Genomic DNA, 22651 nt, shown 5'->3' with positions numbered 1-22651 from the left:
TCAGGCCAGGGCGGCTGTCGCGGCGCGTGCGCCGTCGCGGGCGAGGGTGGCACGTGCCGCGACGAAGGCGTCACGGAGCACGACGTCGGACCCGAGGTCCCCGAACACGGGCTCGTACGTGAGGAACGCGCCCGGTGAGCTCTTCTCGGCCTCGACGAACGGAAGGAGCTCGCGGAGCCGCTTGTCCTGGACCGGCGGACCGTCCTCGTCCGTGGCGCCCTCGAGGTACTCCCACCACGCTGCGAGCACCAGGGCGCACCGGGCGATCTCGCCACCCGCGGCGAGCTGTGCACGCACGACGGGGAGCAAGAACTTGGGGATCCGGTCCGAGGCGTCGACCACCTGGCGCGCCAGGGTGTCGCGGATGGCCTCGCTGCTGAACCGGGCGATCAGCTGGTCGCAGTACTCGGACAGGTCGATGCCGGGCACGGCCTGCAGGGTGGGGATCGCCTCGCGGCGCATGTAGCCGAGCAGGAACCCGACGAACAGCGGGTCGCGGCACACGTCGTGCACGTAGGTCTCGCCGGCGAGGATGCCGAGGTAGCTCATGGCCTGGTGGGAGGCGTTCAGCAGGCGCAGCTTCATCAGCTCGTACGGCATCACGTCGTCGACGACCTGCACGCCCACGGAGTCGAAGGCGGGCCTGCCGGCGCTGAACCGGTCCTCGAGGACCCACTGGGTGAACGACTCGGCGCGGACCGGCCAGCGGTCCTCGACGCCGAGCGCGGCCACCGCGGCGACCACCTCCGGCGTCGTGGCGGGCGTGATCCGGTCCACCATGGAGCTCGGGAACGCGACGTGCTCGCCGATCCACTCGGCCAGCCCGGGGTCGAGAGCACGCGCGAACGCCGTGACCGCGGTCCGGGCGACGTGCCCGTTGCCCTGGATGTTGTCGCAGGACATCACCGTGAACGGTGCGGTCCCGGCGGATCTGCGGACCGCGAGCGCGGCGACCACGAGGCCGAGCACGCTGGAGGGCGGTGCGGAGCCGGCCAGGTCGGTGAGCGTCGCCGGGTCGTGCGGCTCGAACTCCCCCGTCGCGTCGTTGACGCCGTAGCCGCCCTCGGTGATGGTGAGCGAGACGATGCGCGTCGCGGGGTCGGCCAGTCGGTCGACGACCGCCTTCGGGTCGGCCGGGGCGTGCAGGTGCGCGACGTGCGAGCCGATCACCCGGGCCGCCGTGCGGCCGTCCGGGTCGACGGTGAGCAGCGTGTACAGCCCGTCCTGCTCGTGGAGGACGTCGGCGATGGTCCGGTCGGCCGGCAGCACGCCGACCCCGCAGATCCCCCACTCCGACGCCCCGTCGTGCAGCAGCCGGTCGACGTACATCGCCTGGTGAGAGCGGTGGAACGCGCCGACTCCGAGGTGCACGATCCCGCAACCGACCTGGTCGCGGTCGTAGCCGGGTACGGCGACGTGGGGACCGAGGTGGTCGAGGGCACCTGCGTCGAGGTGAGTCGTCATGACGGCGTCCTTCGGAACGAGGTGGGCACGCGGCCTCCCCTTCGTGGAGGGGCGCAGGGGAAGCCGCGTGCGAGGCTCAGCAGCTGGACTTGTAGAGGTACTCAGCGCCCTCGCCGTCCACGTTCTCCGCGGTGATGATGTGGAAGCCGGTCTGGATCGTCGGGGTGACCTCACCACCGGTCAGCGCGGCCATGGCCTGGTCGACGCCGTCGACGCCGATCTGGTACGGGTCCTGGGCGATGAGCGCCTGGACCGTCCCGTCCTTGAGCTGGCCGACCTGGTCCGGACCCGCGTCGAACCCGACGACCGTGACCTGGTCCTGCTTGTCGGCCTGCCGGACTCCGGTCGCGGTGCCGGCCGCCGAGAACGTGTTCGTCGCGAACACACCGACGATGTCGGGGTCCTTGGCGAGGGCGGCGGTGATCAGCTGGGCGGCCGTGGCGGTGTCGTTGTGGCTGTACTGCACGCCCAGGTACTCGAAGGTGGAGTCCTCCGCCGCGGCGGTCTCGAAGCCCTTGACGCGGGCGTCGACGGTCGAGATGCCGGGGTCGGTCGACATGACGAGGATCTTGCCGCCGTCCGGGTTCGCGTCCTGGATGGCCGTGAACGCCGCCGCGCCGCCGCCCTCGTTGTCGGAGGAGATCTGCGACGCCGCGAACGACGGGTCGTCGACCGTGGTGTCGACGAGGACGACCTGGATGTCCTGGTCGGCGGCGGCCTTCAGCGGCGCCTGCATCGCGGAGACGTCCGTCGGGGCGATCAGGATCGCGTCGGGACCGCTGGCCACGACCGAGTCCACGATCGGCTTCTGCAGGGTCGGGTCGAACTTGGCCGGACCCTGCGTGTTGACCTCGGCACCGACCTTCTCGGCCTCGGCCTCGATGCCGCACTGCATCGTGACGTAGAACTCGTCACCGGCGACGCCCTGGATGAACGTGAGCTTCTGGGTGCCGCCGCTCGCGCTCGCGTCGGAGCCTGCGTCGCCGTCCCCGCCGCTGCAGGCGGTGAGCGCGAGCGCGCTCGCGGCGACGAGCGGGATAATCCTGGTGATGGGCTTCATGGTCTGCTTCCTTCGGGGTGTCGAGTCGTGCGTCGTTGGCGCCGTCGCGCTGGGTGACGGGTGGTGCTGTGACCGCCGGCTCACGCTGACCGTCGGAACAGGTGGGTGAGGGACCGCTTGCCCGTCTTCGTGGCGCGGGAGGCCGCGGCCCGACGACGCTGGTCGATGTACACGGCGACGATGAGGACGGCGCCGATGGCGACCTGCTGCCAGAAGGGCTGCACGCCGGTGATGACGAAGCCGTTCTGGAGGATTGCCGGGATGAACAGGCCGACGATCGTGCCGAAGATCGTCCCGACGCCGCCGAACAGGCTCGTGCCGCCGATCACGACCGCCGCGATGACAGCCAGGCTGGTGGTGGACTGGCCGGCGATGGCTGTCGTCGAGTACTGGGCGAGGGACAGGATGCCCGCCATGCCTGCCATCAGGCCCGACAGCGCGTAGATCATGATGAGGTGGCGATCGACCTTGACGCCGACCCGTCGGGCGGACTCCTCGTTGGATCCGACCGCGTAGGTGTACAGGCCGAACTTCGTCTTGTGCAGGACGACCCCGAAGATCAGGAGCAGCACCAGCGAGATCACCGAGATGGTCGGGATGGTGGTGCCCGGGATGTTGCCGTAGCCGATGTTGCTGGCGAGCACGGCCGGCACCTCGCGGATGTCGACGCCACCGGTGATCACCTGGGCGAGCCCGAGCGCACCGCTGAGCGTGCCCAGGGTGACGATCAGCGGAGGAACCTTCGCCTTGGCGATCAGCAACCCGTTGAAGACGCCCCACAGGACGCCGCAGACGATGGACACCAGGATCCCGGCGATCGCGGTCCCCCAGCCGTCCCCACCCATGCCTTGCATGACCTTCGCGGCGATGACGCCGGAGAACACCAGGACCGAGCCGATGGACAGGTCGATGCCGCTGGTGATGATCACGTACGTCATGCCGATGCCGAGCACCGCGAGGATCGACACGTTCTGGATGACCAGCCGCATGTTCGACCAGGTGGGGAAGGTGTCCGGCGCGAGGACGGAGAACACCACGAAGATCGCCAGGAGGACCAGCAGGATCTGGAACGACTGCACCTTGACGATCCGACGGGCGAGCCCGCCGATGCCGCGCTCCGAGTCCACGGTCATCAGGGCGGCGTCCGGACTGACCGCGGCCTCGCTGCGAGGCTCGCCGGTCGGCGGGGCGTCGGCGGCCACGCCGACGGCGTTGGCGGTCGCGTTCTTGGCAGGCATGCTGTCGTTGCTCATCACTTCGCTCCTGCGTCCAGTGCGCCGGTCATCGCCCCGACGAGCTCTTCGACCGAGGTGTCCTTGGCTTGGAAGGTGGCCACGCGGCGTCCCAGTCGAAGGACCTGCACCCGGTCCGAGACCTCGATCACGTGCGGCATCGAGTGGCTGATGAAGACGACCCCGACGCCCTTGTCACGCACCCGGCGGATCGTCTCCAGGACGTTCTTCGTCTGGACGACGCCCAGCGCTGCGGTCGGCTCGTCGAGGAACACCACGCCCTTCGCCCAGGCGACGGCCCTCGCGATGGCGATCGCCTGACGCTGGCCGCCCGACATGCTGCCGACCGGGCTGCTGTAGCTGCGCACCGTGGCGCCGAGCTCGTCGAACGCCACCTTCGACCTGGCCCGCATGGTCTTGTTGTCCAGGAAGCCGAGCTTGCCCAGAAACCCGGGCGCCGGAATCTCACGGCCGAGGTACATGTTCTGCGGCGGCGTGAGGTGGGGTGCGAGCGCCAGGTCCTGGAAGACGGTCTCGATGCCCATGTGGCTCGCCACGCTGGGCGAGCTGAGGTCGACCTCCGACCCGTCGAAGAGGATGGAGCCGGAGTCGAGCGCGAGGTTGCCGGAGAGCGCCTTGACCATGGTCGACTTGCCGGCGCCGTTGTCCCCGATGAGGGCGACGACCTCTCCGGCATGCACGTCGAAGTCGGCTCCGTCGAGGGCGCGCACGGCGCCGAAGCTCCGGGTCAGGCCCCGGGCCTCGAGAATGGGGATGGTCGACGACATCGTCAGAGCTCCTTCGGTGGGGTGGGTGCTGGTGTGAGCCGGGCGACGAGGTCGGCCCTGGCGCGCGTGGCCTCGACGACGAGTCCGTTGGCGGTGTCGACGTTCGCTACCCAGACCCGTGCGTCGTCCGGCGTGTCACCGAACGACCGGCGGCGCGCCTCCAACCTCTCGCTGCGGACGTCCGGGGGCACGTCGAGGAACCAGGCCTCGTCGAGGCACGGGCGCACGGCCTGCCACCCGAGGTCGTCCAGCAGGAGGTAGTTGCCCTCCGTGATGACCAGCGGGGTGTGCAGGTGGACCGGGACCGCACCCGCGATCGCGGCCTCGAGACCGCGGTCGAAGCGTGGTGCGTAGACGACTGGCTCGGTCTGGCGGCGCAGCCGGCGGAGCAGCGCGACGTAGCCGGCGACGTCGAACGTGTCGGGTGCTCCCTTCCGCTCGCGTCGGCCGAGGCGGACCAGCTCCTCGTCGGCGAGGTGGAAGCCGTCCATGCCCACGAGTGCGACCTGGTCGCCGAGCGCATCCACGAGAGCCGCGCAGACGGTCGACTTGCCCGCACCGGGGGCGCCGGTGATGCCGAGGACCGTGCGGCGGCCCGACCGGGCCAGGGCACGGGCCCGCTCGACGAGGTCGTCGACCGACAGGTCGTGCGTGGGGTCGGAGAGAGCGATCTCGGGCTTCGTGGTGTCGACGTTGGTCACCATGGAGAACTCGTTTCGCAGTGGAGGAACTGGGTTCCCGGCGGTCGTCCGTTGATCCGTCGGTGTCGAGTTGTCGAGGAACCTATGCCCGTATGACACCGGTGTCAACAAATCCGTGTCACCGGTGACACATCACCATATGTCACCGGTGACACATCGATGAATCTGGGCTACATTGACCGCGTCGTCGAGGTAGGAGCCCGGGCCGCATCGCCGCGAGCACACCTCAAGTCCCCCGACCTCCAGGGAGCTCCCATGTTCGATCTGCGCGGCCGCACGATCCTGGTCACCGGGGCCGGTGGCGGCATCGGTGGCACCACGGTCCGCCACCTGGTGAGAGCCGGCGCGGACGTCATCGCGAGCGGCAGGACCCAGGACTCGCTCGACGCGCTCGTCGCCGAGACCGGCGCCCGAGCCCTCCCGTTCGACCTGACCAGCGAGGACTCCGTCCGGGACGCGCTGGACGGCACCGACCTGTGGGGCGTCGTGAACTGTGGCGGGTTCGGCGGCGAGATCGCCACCCCGATGGACACCGACATCGCGGTGTTCGACAAGGTCATGGCCGTCAACGCACGCGGCACCCTGCTGGTGACGAAGTACGCGTCACGGTCGATGATCCGCCTCGGCCGGGGCGGCGCCATCGTCAACGTGTCGAGCCAGGCGAGCCTCGTCGCGCTCACCGGCCACATTTCCTACGGCTCGTCCAAGGCCGCGGTGGACAACATCACCCGGGTCTCCGCGCTCGAGCTCGGCCGGTACGACATCCGGGTCAACAGCGTGAACCCCACCGTGGTGATGACGCCGATGTCGGCCTGGTACTGGGGCCGGGAGGACATCGAGGGCCCGTTCCTGGAGGCCATGCCGCTCGGCCGGTGGGCGACCGAGGACGACATCGCCGGCCCCATCACGTTCCTGCTCAGTGACTCCGCCTCGATGATCTCGGGCGTCTCGCTGCCGATCGACGGTGGCTACACCGCCCGATGACACGGTCGTCCGGCTGACGGAAGGGGCGCGACCCATGGCGACGATGCGCGACGTCGCACGCCGTGCCGGGGTCAGCGCCAAGACCGTGTCGCGGGTCTTCAACCGCGACCCGCACGTGAGCCCGGTGACGAAGGAGCGCGTGGAGACCGCCCTGCGCGAGCTGAGCTACACCCCGACGACCCTGGCGACGACGTTCCGCTCGGGTCGGGCGCCGGTCCTCGGCGTCGCCGTCCCGGACATCGCCGACCCGTTCTTCGGGGCGCTCGCCAAGGCCGTCGAGTCGCTGGCGGCCGTCCAGCGGATGTCCGTCGTGATGACCAGCCTCGGCGAGGACCCGATGCGTGAGCCGGCGATCGTCCAGTCCCTCCTGCGCCAGTCGCTCAGCGGGCTGGTCATCGCACCGATCGCGGCCGACCAGTCCTACCTGGACGTGTGGGCGGCACGCACCCAGCTCGTGTTCGTGGACCGTCGGGCTGCCGGCATCGTGGCCGACTCGTTCACGGAGGACGACCACGCCGGCGCCCGCGCGGCGACCCGGCACCTCGTCGAGCACGGCCACGTCCGGATCGGCTTCCTCGGGGACAGCACCGCGATCCCCACGAGCCGTGGCCGGCTCGTGGGATACCGCGCCGCCCTCCTGGATGCAGGCATCGAGTACGACGAGTCGCTCGTCGTGCTCGGCGCCCTGGACCGCGCGTCCGCCGCTGCCGCCTTCTCCGCCCTGGAGCGTCTCGACCAGCCACCCACCGCGATCTTCGCGTCGAACGCGCGGGTGACGATGAGCCTGGTGCCGGTCCTGCGCGCCCACAGGCAGCTGGCCGTCGCAGGGTTCGGCGACTTCCCGATGGCGGACATGCTCGAGCCGTCCGTGACCGTGATCGACCAGGACCCGACCGCGCTGGGCACGCTCGCCGCGCAGCGGATCCTCGACCGCATGGCGCACCCCCAGCGCCGGTACCGACGCCACACCGTTCTCCCGGTCCAGCTCGTCGAACGCGCGTCCTGCTTGCCGGGCGGATGACTCCGGCGATCAGGCCGTGACGGGCGTCGCGGTGGGGCTGCGGTCGACCAGCCGGACCGGCAGGACGGTCTTCCGGCGGAGGCGCCGATCGGGGGTGTCGATCCGCTGGAACAGCCGCTCGGCCGCGAACCGCCCCACCGCGGCGGGGTCCTGGTCGACGACCGTGACGGGCGGCGTCAGCGACCCGGCCATCGGGAAGTCGCCGAAGCTCACCAGCCCGACGTCGGTCCAGCCCACCCGCTGCAGGGCGGGGACCACGTCCAGGCTGCACCGCGCGTTCGACGAGAAGATCGCCGTGGGGGGGCTCACCAGCCGTCGCCACCCCTGCAGCGCGGCGTCGAAGTCGGCGCCGTCGGTGTCGCCCAGGTACACCAGCTCGTCGTCGGGACGGACCCCGGCCTCCGTCAGCGCCCCGCGGTAGCCCTCCAGCCGCAGCGAGGTGGTGCGGAACCGGTAGGCGTCCCCGACGAAGGCGATCCGGCGGTGCCCGTTGGCCAGCAGGTGAGCCGTCGCGTCCCGGCCACCGCCCTCGTCGTCCTCGATCACCGAGTCCGCGACGAGCTTGCCCGGTGCCCGGTCGACGAACACCATGGCCGTCCTCGCCTGCCACGGCCGCAGGTAGGACTGGTCGGGTCCGATGGGGCACGAGATCAGACCGGCGATCTGCCGCTTCAGCAGGTTCTCGACGGCCTCCTGCTCGTGGCCGGCGTCGTTGCCGAGGCTGGTCACGATCACCCCGGTGTGCCGGGCCTTGGCGACCGCCTCCACCGCGTGGATGACCTGCGCGAAGAACGGGTCGGCGATGTCCGGCACCGCGACCCCGATCGCGGACTCGCGTCCGGCGCGAAAGCTCACGGCGAGGACGTTCGGGACGTAGTCCAGCTCCCGGACGGACGCCTGGACACGCTCGCGAACCTCGGCCCGGACGTATCCCTCGTTCCGGAGGACACGGGAGACAGTCTTGGGGCTCACGCCGGCGTGCGCGGCGACATCACGCATGGTGGCCATGGTCTTCTCCGTCCGACGTCGAGTCTGCGGAGAATCTATGACACCGATGGCACATCCTCACGGACGGACCCGCCGAGCACGCGCTCGAGGACCGCGGTGGCCAGCGCCTCGGGTGCCTGGGAGGCGTCGGCCCGGATGTGCGGCACCCGCGGCGCCGTGAGGTCCAGACCGGACACACCGCTCTCGCGGGCGAGCCTGGGGACGTCCCGCGCGGCAGCGCGCCGCCGGAGCCGCTCCTCGACGGCCGCGGGCTCGATGTCGAGCCAGACGAGCGAGGGCCTCCCACCCGCAGCCTCGAGCCGAGCCGCCAGGGCCGCCCATGCCGACGGGTCGCGGCGCTCGGCCGTGAACGGCGCGACCAGCACGACACCCAGGCCGAGCCGCAGGTTCTCCTCGGCCACCGCGGCGATCGCCGCGTAGCGCGCGGCGCGGGTGGTGCGTGCCAGCACCGGGTCGTCGAGGTCCTCGACCCCCAGCAGGCCGACGACGACGGCGGTGAGGTCGGCCGTCGCGGTGTCCAGGTCGAGCAGCGCGGCGCCCAGGCCCCGCGCCAGCAGGGCCGCCAGGGTGCTCTTGCCCGACCCCGGAGGCCCCGTGACGACGACCGCCTGCGGGTGCCCGTCCCGCTCGCTCACGGCGCTGTCCGGGGCGAGCTCATCGCGCGCCGGCCGGCGCCCCGTCGACGACCGCGGCCAGCTCCCGCAGACGGGGCAGCGCCCGCGTCGTGAGCAGGTCGTGCCGGGTCTCGTGCGAGACCGCGAGGCTGTCCTTCCAGAGCGACCGGCCGGCCATCGCGCCACGGGCACCGTTCGCGACGGCGATCTCCACCTGCTTGATGAACGTCTCGTGGTTGACGCCCGCGGACAGCACAGCCCACGGCACGCCGTCCGCGGCCGCCGTCACGGCCGCGCATGCCTCGGCCGAGCCCGGGTACGGGAGCTTGAGGACCTTGGCGCCGCACTCGACCGAGATGCGCGCAGCATCCGCGACGAGCTGCGGGAAGATCGCCTGGTAGTCGGCCTCACTCTCGTCCTCGAGACGGTAGGTGAGGATCTCGACGATGAGCAGCAGGCCCTCGGCCTCGCAGGACTTCACCAGCTCACGGATCTCGTCTCCCACGCGCGAGGCGGCGTCCTGCTCGTCCGGGCGCATGTACCAGAGCATCTTCGCGACGTCGCCGCCCAGCTCTCGGACGGTCCGCGCGGTGACGCCGTCGACGACGTGCGTGAACCGCAGCCCGTCGACCGTGTCGAACCCGGACGCGTCCATGCCGACCACGAGCGCGGTCCCCCGGGCGAGGGTGCCGTCGTCGACGATCGCGGGCAGCGCCACCTCCGGGTCGAGCAGGATCGCGGGTGCCTCGTTGCCGAGGTACTCCACCAGGTCGGCCTTCGCACCGGCGAGCTGCGTCAGCGTCACCGAGCCCGGGCCGTCGGGCGCATCCGTCATCACGGCCTTCATCCCGTTGCGCTGGTCGGCCGCCACGATGAGCATGTGGCCGGCGGGGGTCGAGATCGCAGCCATGCCGCGACGCTCGAGGGTGGTGAGCTCGTTCATGGGACTCTCCAGATTCACTATCGGTTCCGAGCGGGTGCTCGCGGACTGTGGGGACGTCAGGCCGAGCCCCGGCTGACGGCAGCGGGGAGGTCGGACTCGAGCAGGCCCAGGGCGAAGAGGGCCGCCCCGTATGCGGTGTCCTGGTCCCGGCCGGAGACGACGAGCCCGGGAAGCACGGCTGCACGCGCACGTCGGACGCTGGTCATGCCCGCCCAGCCGCCGGTGAGCAGGCTGGAGCGCGCGGGTGCGATCACCCTGTCCATGACGTCGATGAGCAGCCGGATCTCGTCGTTGCTGTGCCGCAGCACGGCGTTGAACAGCTCGGCGGGGCTGACGCCGTCCCCGCGGACCGTCAGGAAGAGCACCCCGTCGTCGTTGCGGGCGCCACGGACCTCGACGCTGCCCGGGTCGAGCGCGCCCTCGAGCGGCAGCGCGCAGGCGTCGTCGTCCAGCCTGTCCCGACCCGCGCGATCCGTGATCCCGGACAGCTGCAGGGCGCGGCGCATCAGCAGGCCGCTCTTCACCCCGGCGACGATCACCGACTTGCCCGGGATGACGTGCCGGACCGAGTTGATCAGGTACCGGGCGAGCTCCGCGCGGTCGTCGAACGACAGCGGCTCGTCGATGACCCGCAGGAGCACCTCGGCGGTCCCCATGGACACGTGGTAGCGGTCGTGGGAGATGACACCGCCGGACACCGCGGAGACGAGGTGGTCGTGACCGGCGACCGTGACCTGGGCGCCGAGGAAGCCGTCCGGTACCCAGCTCGCGTTCGCCGCACCGAGCGGCGTTCCCGCGTGCACGAGCGGCGGCAGCAGGCTCTCGGACGCGCCCAGGTGCTCGATCAGCTCCAGCCACGGTTTCCCCGAGTCCTGGTCCAGGAGACCGGTCCGCGAGGCGAGGGAGTACTCGCTCACCGCCTCGGCGCCCATCGTCATCGCGAGGAACTCCGGGAGGTTGAACCACCGCACGGTGCGCAGGTCGACCCCCGCGTCCCGGAGGTAGATCAGCTTGGCGACCGAGACCTGGGCGCCGGCCGGAAGCCCGGTGCGCCCAGCGAACTCGTCGAGCACGTGCTCCGGGAGCGTCTCGATCTCCGCTCGGCCCCGGGGGTCGAACCACGCGATCCCGGGCCCGACCGCCCGACCGTCCCGGTCGACCAGGAACCCGGTCTCCCCCATGCCCGACACGGCGAGCACCTCGATCGTCGCCACGGGGTCGTCGATGGCCGCGCGCAGGTCGCGGGCTGCCGTGGACAGGAGAACCCGGACGGTCCCGACGAGGGCGTCCGCATCGAGCTCCGTCGTCCCGCCCGGCCCAGCGCGCCACGGCGTCGGCTGCTGCCGGACCAGCACCTCGGTCCCGAGCTCGTCCGCGATCAGGACCTTGATCCCGGTGCTGCCGAGGTCGAGCCCGGCCACGTGTCGTCGGCTCACTGCTCTCGCACTGCTTCCTCCTGCGGGGCGTCTGCTCGTCGTGCGCGCAGGTCGACCGCGGACCCGAGAAGGACCGGCCGTACTCTCCGCCTTATGTGACACCGGTGTCTGACACCGGTGTCACATCTGAGGTAGATAGTGCGGTCTGCGGCGACTCCCTGTCAATCTCGGGCCGTGGGTGGCCGTGGTGAGCGCGAGAGGAGCTCCGGCGACGACGGGCGTCGCCGCGGGCGCGGCCGGCCCTCAGGGTGCGGTCGGCGCGACCAGCCGCAGCCGGACCAGGTGCATCGTGGGCACGCCGTCCCGCGCGTGGACGGACACGGTCAGGCGCCGGTCGTCGCGAGAGCCCGGCAGCACCTCTGTCAGCTCGTAGCTCTCGTGGACGACGCCGTCGGCCACCCAGGTGCGGGTCGGTGGCCCGAGGGCCGCGCCGCCGACCCGGAGCTCCTGGGCACGCGGGTCTGCGGCGTCGGGCTCGAGCCACGTCGTCTCCAGCACGGCAGCCGACCCGTCGGGGTCGTGCAGGGTGTAGGAGAACCATCCCGTGGCGCTCCGGGTGTGGGTGCCGTCGGCGGTGTGCGCACGGGTGTGCTCGCCGGCGAACGCGTGGTCGGACTCGGGCTGCTGCTCCCCGGCGACCACCTCGTCGACGACCACGACGTCCGACGACTCCGCCCGGTCCTGGGCGGCGAGCTGCGCGCGGCGCGCGACCACGTCGTGGCCGACCGGCCAGTACAGCGTGTACCGCGCGTCATGGATCGTGCTGAACGGCACGAGCCGGACGGGGACCGCCGTGTCGGCGCCCTCCGGCCAGACGGTGAGGTCGACCTCCAGCGGGTCGCGCCTGACCAGCACGGCGGCGTCGAGCACATCCGTCGCGGCCACGACCGGTGTCGTCGCGAGGCGCCGCGTGGGCCCCGCCGCGACGTGGCCCATGCGCTGCTCGTCGGCGAGGAGCCCGTCGAGACGATCGGTCCCGGCCGGTGCGGCCAGCACGACGGGTCCCCAGCGCAGGGCGGCCCACGGGGAGCCGTCCGGCAGCGGGTCGGCCGCGAGCGCGGTCGAGAAGCGGACCGTCACCTCGTGCGTGCCCGACCAGGTGCGCCGCAGGACGAGGTAGCCCCCGGCCTGCTCCGCGTCGACCGGCTCACCGTCGACCTCGACACGCACGTCGGCCGCCCATGTCGGCCGCCGGAGCCGGAGCGCGAGCTCGACCGGCGACGCTGCGGCGAGGTGCAGGACGGCGGTGTCCGAGGAGAGGAGGTCGGCGTCGAGCCGCGCCGTCAGGCCCCGGTCGGCCCAGTCGAGCGACGCCGCCAGGTAGAGGTTCACCACCAGGTCGTCGTCGGACCGGGCGAAGACGAGGCTGCCGTAGCGGGCGTGGTTCTCCATGCCGGAACCCACGCAGCACCACATCGACGTCTGCGGCTGGGAGTACACGCGGTAGTGCGCGGGCCGCAGGGGCGTGAAGTACACGAACCCACCGCGCGTCGGGTGCTGGGACGACAGCACGTGGTTGAGCGTCGCCCGTTCGTAGAAGTCGAGGTAGGCCGCGTCGCCCGACGCCAGGTGCAGCAGCGCGGTGAGCTTGAGCATGTTGTAGGTGTTGCACGTCTCCGGGCCCTGACGCTCGGACAGCATCGTGCTGAAGTCATCGGGAGCGTGGAAGTGCTCACGCACGCTGTTGCCGCCGATGGCGACGGTCCGGCGCGACGTCACCGTGCGCCAGAAGAACTCGGCCGCGTCACGGTACCGACCGTCGTCGGTGAGGCCCGCGAGCCGCGCGTAGCCCACGACCTTGGCGATCTGGGTGTTGGCGTGCAGGCCGTCGAGGACGTCGCGCGCCTCGGCGAGGGGGTCGAGCACCTCGCGGTGCGCGAACCGCTGCGCCTCGGCGAGGTACTCCGGGCGACCCGTGACCTCCGCCAGCTGCGCGAACGCGTCCGCCATCCCCCCGAACTCGGTGTGCAGCATCTGCTCGAACGTCTCGTCCTGCATCCCCCGGCTGACCGACAGCCACCAGTCGCCCCACGACATCGCCATCTTCAGGGCCCGCTCGGAGGTGCCGACGGTGGCGGCGTCGAGCAGACCGGCGACCGTCTTGTGCAGGTTGTACAGCGGGACCCACCGACCGTTGAGGCTGAACGTGTCGGCGTCGACGACGCCCGCGGCGAGCTCCTCGCCCAGCGCCGCTCCCCCGGGCACGCCGCCGAGGTACCCGGTGCCGACGGCCTGCTGGCAGCGCTCGAGGACGTCCAGGACGTGCTCGACACGGTCGCGCAGCCGGTCGTCCCCGGTCGCCGCCCACAGCTGCGCGCAGGCCGACAGGTAGTGGCCGCCGATGTGGCCGCCCATCCCGTCGCCCTCCCAGTTGCCGTAGCCGGGAGCAGCGGGCTCCAGACCGGCCTCCCGCAGGTACGGGGCGCACAGCCGGTCGGGGTCGAGTGCGAGCACGTACCGGACGTCGGCGTCCTGGGCGTCCTTGAACGGACCGTCCAGCAGGCGGACGTGGGCGAGCGGGAAGGCGATCATCGGGCCGCCGGGCCGATCGAGACGGTTGCCTGACGTCTCACGGGAGCCTCCTGGGACGAGCGGGACGGATCGGTGGGATGCGGTGGTCATGCGGCCGGCAGCCGACCGACCAGGTGCGGCAAAGCACCGTCGCGGGCGAACACCGGCAGCACGGACAGCGGCGCGTCGACCTCCACCCAGCGGCCGCCGTCGTGGACCTCGCCGGAGACCAGGGACGTCCACGTCGCACCGTCCGGCAGGTAGACGCGGCGGGTGGTCGCCCCGGCCTCCAGCACGGGAGCCACCAGCAACGAGGGTCCGTAGAGGTACTCGTCGGCGACGGTCCAGCCGACCGGGTCGTCGGGGAACTCGTGGAACAGGCCGCGCATCACGGGCTGGCCATCGGTGTGCGCCGCGGCCATCAGCTCGCGCGTGTAGTCGCGCAGGTCCTCGCGCAGGTGCACGTACCGCTCGAGCACCTCGTAGACGGCCGGGCCGAAGGACCACAGCTCGTTGCCCGCACCGGTCGGCTGCCGCGGCGTGCCATCCGTGGCGTGGACCTCGCGCGCCGGGCCGCGGTCGCCGTGCAGGCGCATGACCGGCAGGAACGTGCCCACCTGGAACCACCGGACCAGCAGCTCGTGGAAGTCCGGGTCGTCGGTCCGCCCGCCCCCGAAGCCGCCGATGTCGGTGGTGAACCACGGGATCCCGGCCACGCCCATGTGCACGCCGGCGACGATCTGGCGGCGCAGGGTCGGGAAGTCGGAGTGGATGTCTCCCGACCACACCAGGGCGCCGTACCGCTGCGACCCCGCCCAGGCGCACCGCACGAGGTTCACCACGGACTCCTCGCCCTCGGCGATCAGCCCGTCGTGGAACGCGCGCGAGAACGCCTGCGGGTAGAGGTTGCCCACCTCGACGCCCTGGCCCGCGTGGTACCGGTACGCGTCGTAGTCGTACACGCCGTACTCCGGCTCGGCCTCGTCGAGCCAGAAGAGCCGGATCCCGTGCTGGGCGTAGCCCTCCCGGCAGCGGTCCCAGAGGAGCTCGCGCGCCTCGGGGTTGGTCACGTCGACGAAGCGGCTGGGGCCCCCGAACCACATCTGGACGTCGATCCCGCGGTTGCTGCGCACCAGCAGGTTGCGCCGGGACATCTCCGCGAAGTTCTCCGACTCGAGCGACACCTGTGGCCAGACGGACACCATGAGCTCGACGCCCATCGCGTCGAGCTCCGCGACCATCGCGGCGGGGTCCGGCCAGAACTCGTCCTCGAACCGGTAGTCGCCCATGTGCGGCCAGTGGAAGAAGTCGGCGACGATCACGTCGAGCGGCAGCCCCCGACGGGTGTGCTCGCGGGCCACCTCGAGCAGCTCCTCCTGGTGGGTGTACCGCAGCTTGCACTGCCAGAACCCCATGCCGTGCTCGGGCATCATCGGCGCGTGCCCCGTGGCCTCGGCGTACCGGGCGGTGATCGCCGCCGGGGTCGCGCCCGCGGTGACCCAGTAGTCCAGCTGCCGGCAGCTCTCCGCGGACCACTCGGTGCGGTTGCTGCCGAAGGTCGCGCGACCGATCGCGGGGTTGTGCCAGAGGAAGCCGTACCCGGCGCTCGAGAGCACGAACGGCACGCTGGCCTGCGAGTTGCGGTGCGCCAGCTCGAACGTGGCGCCCTTGAGGTCCACCAGGTCCTGCTGGTACTGGCCCATGCCCGCGAGGTGCTCGTCCACCGGGGCCGACAGCGCCAGCTCGGCGCGCGCGCCCCCGCCCGGCAGCGGCCGGTACGTCCGCGAGCGCACCTTCAGGGCGCCGCCCGACGCCACCTCGGAGAACAGCAGCCGGCCGTCCGCGTCGTGGAACGCGAGGCGGCAGTCGTGGGCCAGGGCACCGGTCTGCCAGTCCCGCCCGCTCGACGCCGTGGCGACGACGCGGATCCGGCCGTTCGCCAGGGTCGCGGTGGCGCCGTCGACCGTGATCGTGACCTCGGCGTGCGCCGCCGGGTCCGGCACGAGGAGCGCCCAGTCGGCGTCGACCACGTCGCCCAGCGCGGAGCGCACCCGCACGCTGTCCCGGCCCCAGGGCTCGACCACCAGGGTCTCGCCGTCACCCCGCCAGCGCAGCGTGGTCCCGTCGACGGTGAACAGGTCGGTCACGGACATCTCATCTCTCGCCCGCGGTCGGGCGTGCACGAAGGGTGGGGGTCAGCGGGACGCGGCGACCGCGGCCGCACGGGCCGGCGCCGGGCTCGTCGTCGGGGCCGCGAGCAGGCCGCTCCCCCACAGGTACCAGAAGGACACGGAGGCGGGCAGCGCGACGCCGAACACGGGGACCAGCCCCGGCACGACGTAGTAGGTGCAGAGCACGACGCCGACGACGGCCGCGTTCAGCAGCGCCTGACGCGGACGCGCGACGACCAGCGCGGCTCCACGCCGCAGCAGCGCTCCCGGTCCCTCGGCGAAGTGCGCCGAGAGCGCAGGCAGCGCAGCCGTCATCACGAACGCGAAGGCCGTGACCACCCACAGGAGACCGGCCAGCACGGGGCCGGCGAGGCCGAGGTCGACGACGGCCAGCAGGTGGCGGTCGAGCAGCAGGACGGCCCAGACGGCGGTGACCGTCCAGCCGACCCCGTTCGCGGGCCGGAGCTCCTGGCGCCAGAAGGCGCCGAACTCCTGCCGCAGCGCGAGCCGGTCGCGGTCGTCGTCCCCGCGCATCGCGTCGCGACGGACCACGGCGAGGACCGCCGCCGTCGCCGGGAACACCCCGAGCACCACTGCGCCGCGCAGGGTCCACCAGAGCCACAGCAGGTGCAGCTGCAGGAGCCGCAGACCGAGGTCGCCGGCCTTCGTGTGCCACCCGAGGAGCCGGTGCATCAGCCCTTCACCGACCCGACCATGACGCCCTTCTCGAAGTACTTCTGCACGAACGGGTAGACCAGCAGGACGGGCAGCGTGGACACGATGATCACGCCGTACTTGATCTGGTCGGCGAACTGCTGCGCGTACGCTCCCCCGCCCGAGCCGCCGGCCCCGCCGGCACCGCCCGCGAACGCCTGGTTGGACAGCAGGATGTCCCGCAGCACGATCTGCAGCGGCTGCTTGTCGTAGTCGCGCACGAAGATCAGGCCGGTGAAGAAGTCGTTCCAGTGCTGCACCAGGTAGTACAGCCCGATCACCGCGATGATCGCCTTCGACAGCGGGATCGCCATGCGCCAGAAGAACTGCAGGTAGCCGACGCCGTCCAGGGTCGCCGCCTCGAACAGCTCCTCCGGCAGGGAGTTCTCGAAGAACGCCCGGGCGATGATGAGGTTGTAGACGTTGAGCGCCGACGGGATGACGAAGACCAGCCAGTTGTCGAGCAGGTTCAGGTCGCGGTACAGCAGGTACGTGGGGATGAGCCCGCCGCTGAAGAACATCGTGAACGCGAAGAAGAACATCAGCGGCCTGCGCGGCCCGAACTCCCGCCGCGAGAGCGCGTACGCCGCCGGGAGCGTCACGACGAGGTTCAGCGCCGTGCCGACCACCGTGTAGACCAGCGTGTTGCGGTAGCCGGTCCAGATGCGGTCGTCGGCCAGGATCTGCTCGTAGCCGAAGGTGCTCAGGCCCTGCGGGAGGACCCACACCTTGCCGGTCGCCACCAGGGTCGGGTCGCTGACCGAGGCGATCAGCACGAAGTAGATCGGGTACAGCGTCGCGAACAGCACCAGCACGATGACCGTGCCGAGACCGATCGAGAACAGCAGGTCGCCCGGGGTCCTGCCGCGACGCAGGGTCGTCGTCGTCATGGGAGCTCTCCCGCTCGTCGTCGCCGTCACCAGAGGCTCGTGTTCGCGAACCGCTTGGCGACCTGGTTGGTGAGCACCAGGAAGGCGAAGTTGATGACCGTGTTGAACAGGCCGATGGCGGTGGCGTAGCTGAACTGGCTCTGCAGGATGCCGATCTTGTACGCGTACGTGGAGATGACCTCCGACGCGGACAGGTTCAGCGGGTTCTGCATCAGGAAGACCTTCTCGAAGCCCGCGTTCAGCACCCCGCCCATGTTGAGGATGAACAGGACGACCATGGTCGGCACGAGGGCCGGCAGGTCGATGTGCCGGATGATCTGGGGGCGGCTGGCGCCGTCCACCCGGGCCGCCTCGTACAGGTGGGTGTCGATGCTGGAGAGCGCCGCGAGGTAGATGATGCTGTTCCACCCGCAGTGCTGCCAGACCTCGGAGATCACGTACACGGGGACGAACGCGCCGGGGTCACCGAGGTAGTTGGTGTCGGAGACGCCGAAGAAGCCCAGGAAGTTCGGGATCACGCCCGAGGTCGGCGACAGGAACACCTGCAGCATGCCGACGACCACGACGATCGAGATGAAGTGCGGCAGGTAGGTCGCGGTCTGCGTGAACCGCCGGCGCCGCACCCCGACAACCTGGTTGACCGCGAGCGCCAGCACCACCGGGGCGATGAACCCGACCACCAGCGTCGTCAGGCTGATGGCGACCGTGTTGCGCATCAGGTCCCAGAACAGCGGGCTGGAGAAGAACTGGGTGAAGTACTTCATCCCGACCCACTCGCCGCCGGTGAGGCCGGCGGTGAAGTCGAACTCGCGGAACGCGAGCTGGATGCCGTACATCGGGAAGTACGCGAACACGAGCGTCACGATCACGGCCGGGGCCACCATGACCCACAGCTGCCAGCGCGTCCGCAGGTGCCGCGACAGCGCACGCGTGCGACGGCCCTTCATCGCCGGTCCGACCGGCGTCGTGCCCGGTACCTTCGTCGCGGTCTCGTCCAGAGTCAGCGCCACGACACCACCCACCTTCCGTCCCGCTCCGTCGCGGGTCTGTTCTGCGGTGCGGTGCGGCGGCGGACGGTCACGCCCGCCGCCGCACCAGGGGCTCAGCCCGAGTACTCGTCGTAGTACTTCTGGTAGAGCTCGATGTTCTGCTCCAGCCCGGACGCCTCCAGCTGGGCGACGTACTCGTCCCAGCCGTCGTCGATGCCGCCGCTGGTGACGAACTCCGCGAACTTGGTCTGGGTGAGGTTGAGGATCGTGGAGTTGTTCAGCGAGATGGTGCTCAGGTCCTCGGTCGACATCTTCAGGAACGGCGGCAGGACGTCCGTGTCGGGGTCGACGTTGGCGACGGCCTCCTCCAGCGGCGCGCTCTGCTCGACCGCCTCGGCGAGGTCGGTGGGCAGCGTGACGTCGAGGTCCTCGCGGATCCACAGCGGTCCCGCGTCAGCGAGCGTGGACGTCCACTTCCACGTCGACGGGTCGCTCTGGCCGTCGGCCGGCGGCAGCACCTCGTACGTGGTGTCGTCGACCTTGGTGACGTTCGTGCCGAGGTCGCCGAACAGCACCTGGACCGAGGTGTCCTGGTCGTAGAAGGCGTTCACCAGCCGCAGCGCGGCGGCCTTGGCCTTCGTCTGGGCGGAGACCACGACGTGGTTCGCGGTGAGGTTCTCGAAGTCGTAGCTCCAGGTCACCGGGGCGTCCTGACCCGCTTCCGCGGGCACCGGCGCCATCGACGCGTACTGCGGGGCCAGCTGCGCACCGAAGCGGTCGGACGCCGTCCAGCCCCAGCTGAACCCGACGGAGGCCGTGTCGCCGGACCCCCGCGCCACCGACTGGTACGCCGAGTAGTCCTGCGTGATGACGTTCTGGTTCACCAGGCCCGCCGCGTACGCGCGGTTGAGGAAGGTCAGGACCTCCTTCCAGCGCTCGTCGGCGAGGAAGTTGCCCACCTCGCCGTCCTCGACGAAGTACCCGGTGCCGCCGCCCGCGGTGATCGGCAGGCCGAGGCTGCCGAGCAGCGCGGTGGGCTGGAAGTAGCCGTAGCCGGTGGTGGTGACGGGCGACCAGTCGAAGGGGATCTCGTCGGAGGGGTCGCCGTTGCCGTTGGCGTCCTGCTCGTCGAACGCGACGAGCACGTCGAACAGCTCGTCCCAGCTCGTCGGCATCTCCAGGCCCAGCGTGTCGAGCCACTGCTGGTTGATGTACTGGCGCGTGATGGCCTGCGGCCAGAACTCCTTCCAGCTCGGCAGGGCGTAGACCGCGCCGTCCGCCTGGCTGGCCATGGCCTCCGCACCGTCGACCTCGTCGAACATCGCCTGCACGTTCGGCAGGGCGTCCATGTCGTCGCTGAGGTCCTCGAACAGCGTCCGGAACGTCGCGAGGTCGGAGTCCGTGATCGCGTTCGCGCCGATGATCAGGTCGGGGGTGTCGCCGGCGGCGAGCATCGTCGACTTCTTCTGGTCCCAGTCGGCGCTCACCTCTTCCCAGGTGATCGAGACGTCGGCCGCCTTCTCGAGCTCGCCGACCCAGGCCATGTCCGACATCGCCTTGGTCAGGGGGTGCTTGACGACGAGGATGTTCAGCTCCTCGCCCCCGCCGGACGCGTCGGACCCGCCGTCGTCGGACGCGTCGTCACCTCCGGTGCAGGCCGACAGGAGCAGGGCCGAGGCCGCGGCGACGGCCACGGTCGAGGTCAGCGCCCGCCGAGAGGTCCGGGGCCGCGCTGAGCGGATGGTACGAGCCATGAGATCTCCTCCTTGAGATGCCGTACGGAGCCATCGGGACGGTCGTCGTGAGAGTCGCGTCGTGCGGCCGACACCCACGGCGCCGCCTCCGGGACGGTGGCGGCCAACGCTCCGCGTGCGGTGGCGAGGACGATCGTGCCGAGTCACTTCAGCGATGTCAATAGTGGACAAGCGACCGAATTCCGAGGATTGCCCGGGGCGCTCGCGCGCGCGTCCCAGGCGCCGATGCGCCGGCAGCGCGTCGCGCGGGCCGCGATCAGGGCAGACGGATCAGGAGGTCGGCAGGCCCGAGGACGACCTCAGCACCAGGTCAGCCCCGGTGCGCACCTCGCGCGCCGGGACGTCTGCACCGGCGATGCGCTCGAGCAGCATGGCCACCGCGTGCTCGACCATCTCCTCCTGCCGAGGGCTGACCGACGACAACGACGGGACCGTGAACTCGCCCTCGTCGGTGTTGTCGAAACCCGTCACGGCGACGTCGTCGGGGACCCGCAGCCCGTGGCGACGCAGCGCCCGGAGCGCGCCCACCGCGATCGCGTCGTTCACGCAGAGCGCCGCGTCGAACGAGGCACCGGACCGCAGCAGGCCGACCATCGCCTCGTAGCCGGACGCCCGCCGGTCCCAGTCGGACCCCGTGACGAGCAGCGTGTCGTCGCGCGGGACGCCGAACGCGCGCAGCGCTGCCAGGTGCCCCTCCAGCCGGTCGTCGTGCGGCACGACGCCCGGCGAGCTGTTCCAGACGAGCGCGATGCGCCGGCGCCCGCTCTCGAGCAGGTGCCGCGTCATGGCCTCCGCGCCCTCGAACTCGCCCATCACGACGCAGTCCCAGCGGGAGGTCGGCGCTCCCCCGAGCTGGACCACCGGCCGCCGTGGCTGGAGCGACTCGTCGTGGTCCGGCAGGTGGTGGGGGCAGTAGATGACGCCGTCGACCGTGCTGACCGTCGCGCCCAGCACCGCCTCGAGCTCCGCGTCGCCGCCGTTCGCGATGCGCAGCATGGTCGTGTACCCGTGCGGCTCGAGGGCGAGGATCACGCGTTCGGCCAGCTCCGCGAAGTAGGGCTGGTAGACGTTCGGCACGACGACCGCGACGCGGCCGGTCTGCCCGGACACCAGCCCACGGCCCGCCAGGTTCACCTCGTACCCGACCTCCTCGACCGCGGCCAGCACGGCGAGGCGCGTCGCCTCCGAGACCTCGCGGCGACCGAGCATGACGTTGGACACCGTCTTGGCCGAGACCCCGGCGACCGCCCCGACGTCGGCGAGCGTGGGCCGCCTCATGTCCGGTCCTGCCCCAGCGTCGAGTCCCGGCGCACGAGGTCGACCGGGAGCGTGACCACCGCGGGCCGGGCGCCGGCCCGTCCCGCCAGCCGGTCGGCCACCAGCTCGAGCGCCACCCGGGCGAGCCTGCCCGCTCCGGGGTCGATCGTCGTGAGCGTCGGCGTGGTGAACTGCCCGTCGTCGAGGTTGTCGTACCCGATGACGGCGACCCGGCCGGGGACGTCCACCCCGCGGGCGCTCAGCACCGCGAGCGCGCCCAGGGCGACCTCGTCGCTCGCGCAGACCAGCACGTCCGTCCCGGGGTGGTCGTCCAGCGCGCGGACCGCGGCATCGGCCCCGGCTCTCCGGTCCGCGACGCCGTCCAGCCGCACCACCGGGACGTCCCCGACGTCGAGGCCGGCCCGGGCCAGTGCGGCGCGCATCGATGCGGACGGGACGTCTGCCCCCTCCCCGACCGTGCGAGCCCGGTCCGCGCCCAGCAGCACGGGCCGCCGCCGGCCCATCACCGCGAGGTGGCGGGCGATCAGGGCGACAGCCTCGTCGGCGTCCTCGCGGACCTGGTCCACCTCCGCCGACACGTCCCCGCCCTGGACCACGACGACCGGCCGGTCCGTGAGTGCACCGTCGGTCGCCACGCCCGGCTCGAGCGGACCGATGTGCACCAGGCCGTCGAAGAGTCGGCCGCGTGCGTCGAGCAGCGAGCGCATCCGGTCCGGGTCCCCGTGGTGGGGCTCCACCGCCACCGGCAGGCCCCGCCGGTCGGCCTCCGTGACCAGTGCCTGGACCAGGGTCGCCAGGTACGGGCGCCGCAGCTCCGCGACCCCCACGCCGATCAGCCCCGTCCGCCGCGAGCGCAGGGAGCGCGCGCTCGGGTTCGGGGTCCAGTCGAGCTCGGCGATGGCGGCCATGACACGCTGGACCATCTCCGGGCGGGTGTGCGGTTCACCGTTCACCACGCGGGAGACCGTCTTCACCGAGACGCCCGCGAGGGCTGCGACGTCTCGCACAGTGGTGGCCACCGGCACAGCGTAGAGGCGGCGCGGCCCCGCACCGGGGAGCGGCTGCGCACCTCGGCGCGCTCGACACCCCTGGG

General features: G+C 71.5%; 19 protein-coding genes. 2 read left to right on the top strand and 17 right to left on the bottom strand.

Going from position 1 to position 22651, the window contains the following annotated elements; translation table 11 throughout:
* From CXY01_RS00605 to CXY01_RS00585, 5 genes are all read right to left on the bottom strand, one after another.
* Complete coding sequence (locus CXY01_RS00605; RefSeq protein WP_146925136.1) at nt 1–1464, bottom strand: mannitol dehydrogenase family protein; 1464 nt, start codon at nt 1462–1464, stop codon at nt 1–3.
* Nucleotides 1465–1540: 76 nt separating this feature from the next.
* Nucleotides 1541–2524, bottom strand: a complete 984-nt coding sequence (locus CXY01_RS00600; protein ID WP_146925135.1) for an ABC transporter substrate-binding protein — start codon at nt 2522–2524, stop codon at nt 1541–1543.
* A gap of 80 nt (nt 2525–2604) precedes the next feature.
* Nucleotides 2605–3777, bottom strand: coding sequence for an ABC transporter permease (locus tag CXY01_RS00595; RefSeq protein WP_222594458.1), 1173 nt, complete (start codon nt 3775–3777; stop codon nt 2605–2607).
* Entirely contained in the window at nt 3777–4544 is a 768-nt protein-coding gene (locus CXY01_RS00590) for an ATP-binding cassette domain-containing protein (RefSeq protein ID WP_146925134.1), read from the bottom strand. The genes CXY01_RS00595 and CXY01_RS00590 overlap by 1 nt, the downstream gene beginning before the upstream one ends.
* A gap of 2 nt (nt 4545–4546) precedes the next feature.
* Nucleotides 4547–5248 (bottom strand): nucleoside/nucleotide kinase family protein, encoded by a 702-nt coding sequence (locus CXY01_RS00585; protein WP_146925133.1) that lies wholly within the window; start codon nt 5246–5248, stop codon nt 4547–4549.
* Between the two features lie 252 nt (nt 5249–5500).
* Here CXY01_RS00585 and CXY01_RS00580 point away from each other — a divergent pair, with 252 nt between their 5' ends.
* A complete protein-coding gene (locus CXY01_RS00580; RefSeq protein ID WP_146925132.1) occupies nt 5501–6229 on the top strand; it encodes an SDR family oxidoreductase in 729 nt (242 codons plus the stop codon).
* A gap of 34 nt (nt 6230–6263) precedes the next feature.
* Complete coding sequence (locus CXY01_RS00575; protein ID WP_146925131.1) at nt 6264–7250, top strand: LacI family DNA-binding transcriptional regulator; 987 nt, start codon at nt 6264–6266, stop codon at nt 7248–7250.
* A gap of 9 nt (nt 7251–7259) precedes the next feature.
* Here the strand turns inward: CXY01_RS00575 and CXY01_RS00570 are convergent, their stop codons facing one another.
* The 12 genes from CXY01_RS00570 to CXY01_RS00515 all read right to left on the bottom strand — a co-directional run bounded on the left by CXY01_RS00570 (nt 7260) and on the right by CXY01_RS00515 (nt 22577).
* Nucleotides 7260–8258, bottom strand: a complete 999-nt coding sequence (locus CXY01_RS00570; protein ID WP_146925130.1) for a LacI family DNA-binding transcriptional regulator — start codon at nt 8256–8258, stop codon at nt 7260–7262.
* A 35-nt stretch (nt 8259–8293) separates the two neighbouring features.
* Complete coding sequence (locus tag CXY01_RS00565) at nt 8294–8893, bottom strand: P-loop nucleotide/nucleoside kinase family protein (protein WP_146925129.1); 600 nt, start codon at nt 8891–8893, stop codon at nt 8294–8296.
* A gap of 19 nt (nt 8894–8912) precedes the next feature.
* Nucleotides 8913–9815: a tagatose-bisphosphate aldolase gene (locus CXY01_RS00560; RefSeq protein ID WP_146925128.1), complete on the bottom strand. Its 903-nt coding sequence runs from the start codon at nt 9813–9815 to the stop codon at nt 8913–8915.
* A 56-nt stretch (nt 9816–9871) separates the two neighbouring features.
* Nucleotides 9872–11251, bottom strand: coding sequence for an FGGY-family carbohydrate kinase (locus tag CXY01_RS00555; protein ID WP_146925127.1), 1380 nt, complete (start codon nt 11249–11251; stop codon nt 9872–9874).
* A 243-nt stretch (nt 11252–11494) separates the two neighbouring features.
* On the bottom strand, nt 11495–13783 hold the full coding sequence (locus tag CXY01_RS00550; RefSeq protein ID WP_146925126.1) for a beta-L-arabinofuranosidase domain-containing protein: 2289 nt from the start codon (nt 13781–13783) through the stop codon (nt 11495–11497).
* A gap of 86 nt (nt 13784–13869) precedes the next feature.
* Entirely contained in the window at nt 13870–15909 is a 2040-nt protein-coding gene (locus CXY01_RS00545) for a glycoside hydrolase family 31 protein (protein WP_246124892.1), read from the bottom strand.
* A 48-nt stretch (nt 15910–15957) separates the two neighbouring features.
* Nucleotides 15958–16626, bottom strand: a complete 669-nt coding sequence (locus CXY01_RS00540; RefSeq protein WP_146925124.1) for a YesL family protein — start codon at nt 16624–16626, stop codon at nt 15958–15960.
* Nucleotides 16626–17537: a carbohydrate ABC transporter permease gene (locus CXY01_RS00535; RefSeq protein WP_146925123.1), complete on the bottom strand. Its 912-nt coding sequence runs from the start codon at nt 17535–17537 to the stop codon at nt 16626–16628. Before CXY01_RS00535 ends, CXY01_RS00540 begins: the two co-directional genes overlap by 1 nt.
* Nucleotides 17538–17563: 26 nt before the next feature.
* Nucleotides 17564–18547 carry an ABC transporter permease gene (locus CXY01_RS00530; RefSeq protein WP_246124878.1) on the bottom strand — a complete coding sequence of 328 codons (984 nt, stop codon included), beginning with the start codon at nt 18545–18547 and terminating at the stop codon, nt 17564–17566.
* Between the two features lie 92 nt (nt 18548–18639).
* Nucleotides 18640–20280 carry a type 2 periplasmic-binding domain-containing protein gene (locus CXY01_RS00525; RefSeq protein WP_146925122.1) on the bottom strand — a complete coding sequence of 547 codons (1641 nt, stop codon included), beginning with the start codon at nt 20278–20280 and terminating at the stop codon, nt 18640–18642.
* A gap of 270 nt (nt 20281–20550) precedes the next feature.
* On the bottom strand, nt 20551–21558 hold the full coding sequence (locus tag CXY01_RS00520; RefSeq protein WP_146925121.1) for a LacI family DNA-binding transcriptional regulator: 1008 nt from the start codon (nt 21556–21558) through the stop codon (nt 20551–20553).
* On the bottom strand, nt 21555–22577 hold the full coding sequence (locus CXY01_RS00515; protein WP_246124877.1) for a LacI family DNA-binding transcriptional regulator: 1023 nt from the start codon (nt 22575–22577) through the stop codon (nt 21555–21557). The genes CXY01_RS00520 and CXY01_RS00515 overlap by 4 nt, the downstream gene beginning before the upstream one ends.
* Nucleotides 22578–22651: the final 74 nt, after the last annotated feature.

The organism is Cellulomonas xylanilytica (assembly GCF_007989805.1).
Taxonomy (GTDB): Bacteria; Actinomycetota; Actinomycetes; order Actinomycetales; family Cellulomonadaceae; genus Cellulomonas; species Cellulomonas xylanilytica.
This window is presented reverse-complemented; position numbering and strand designations above follow the sequence as displayed.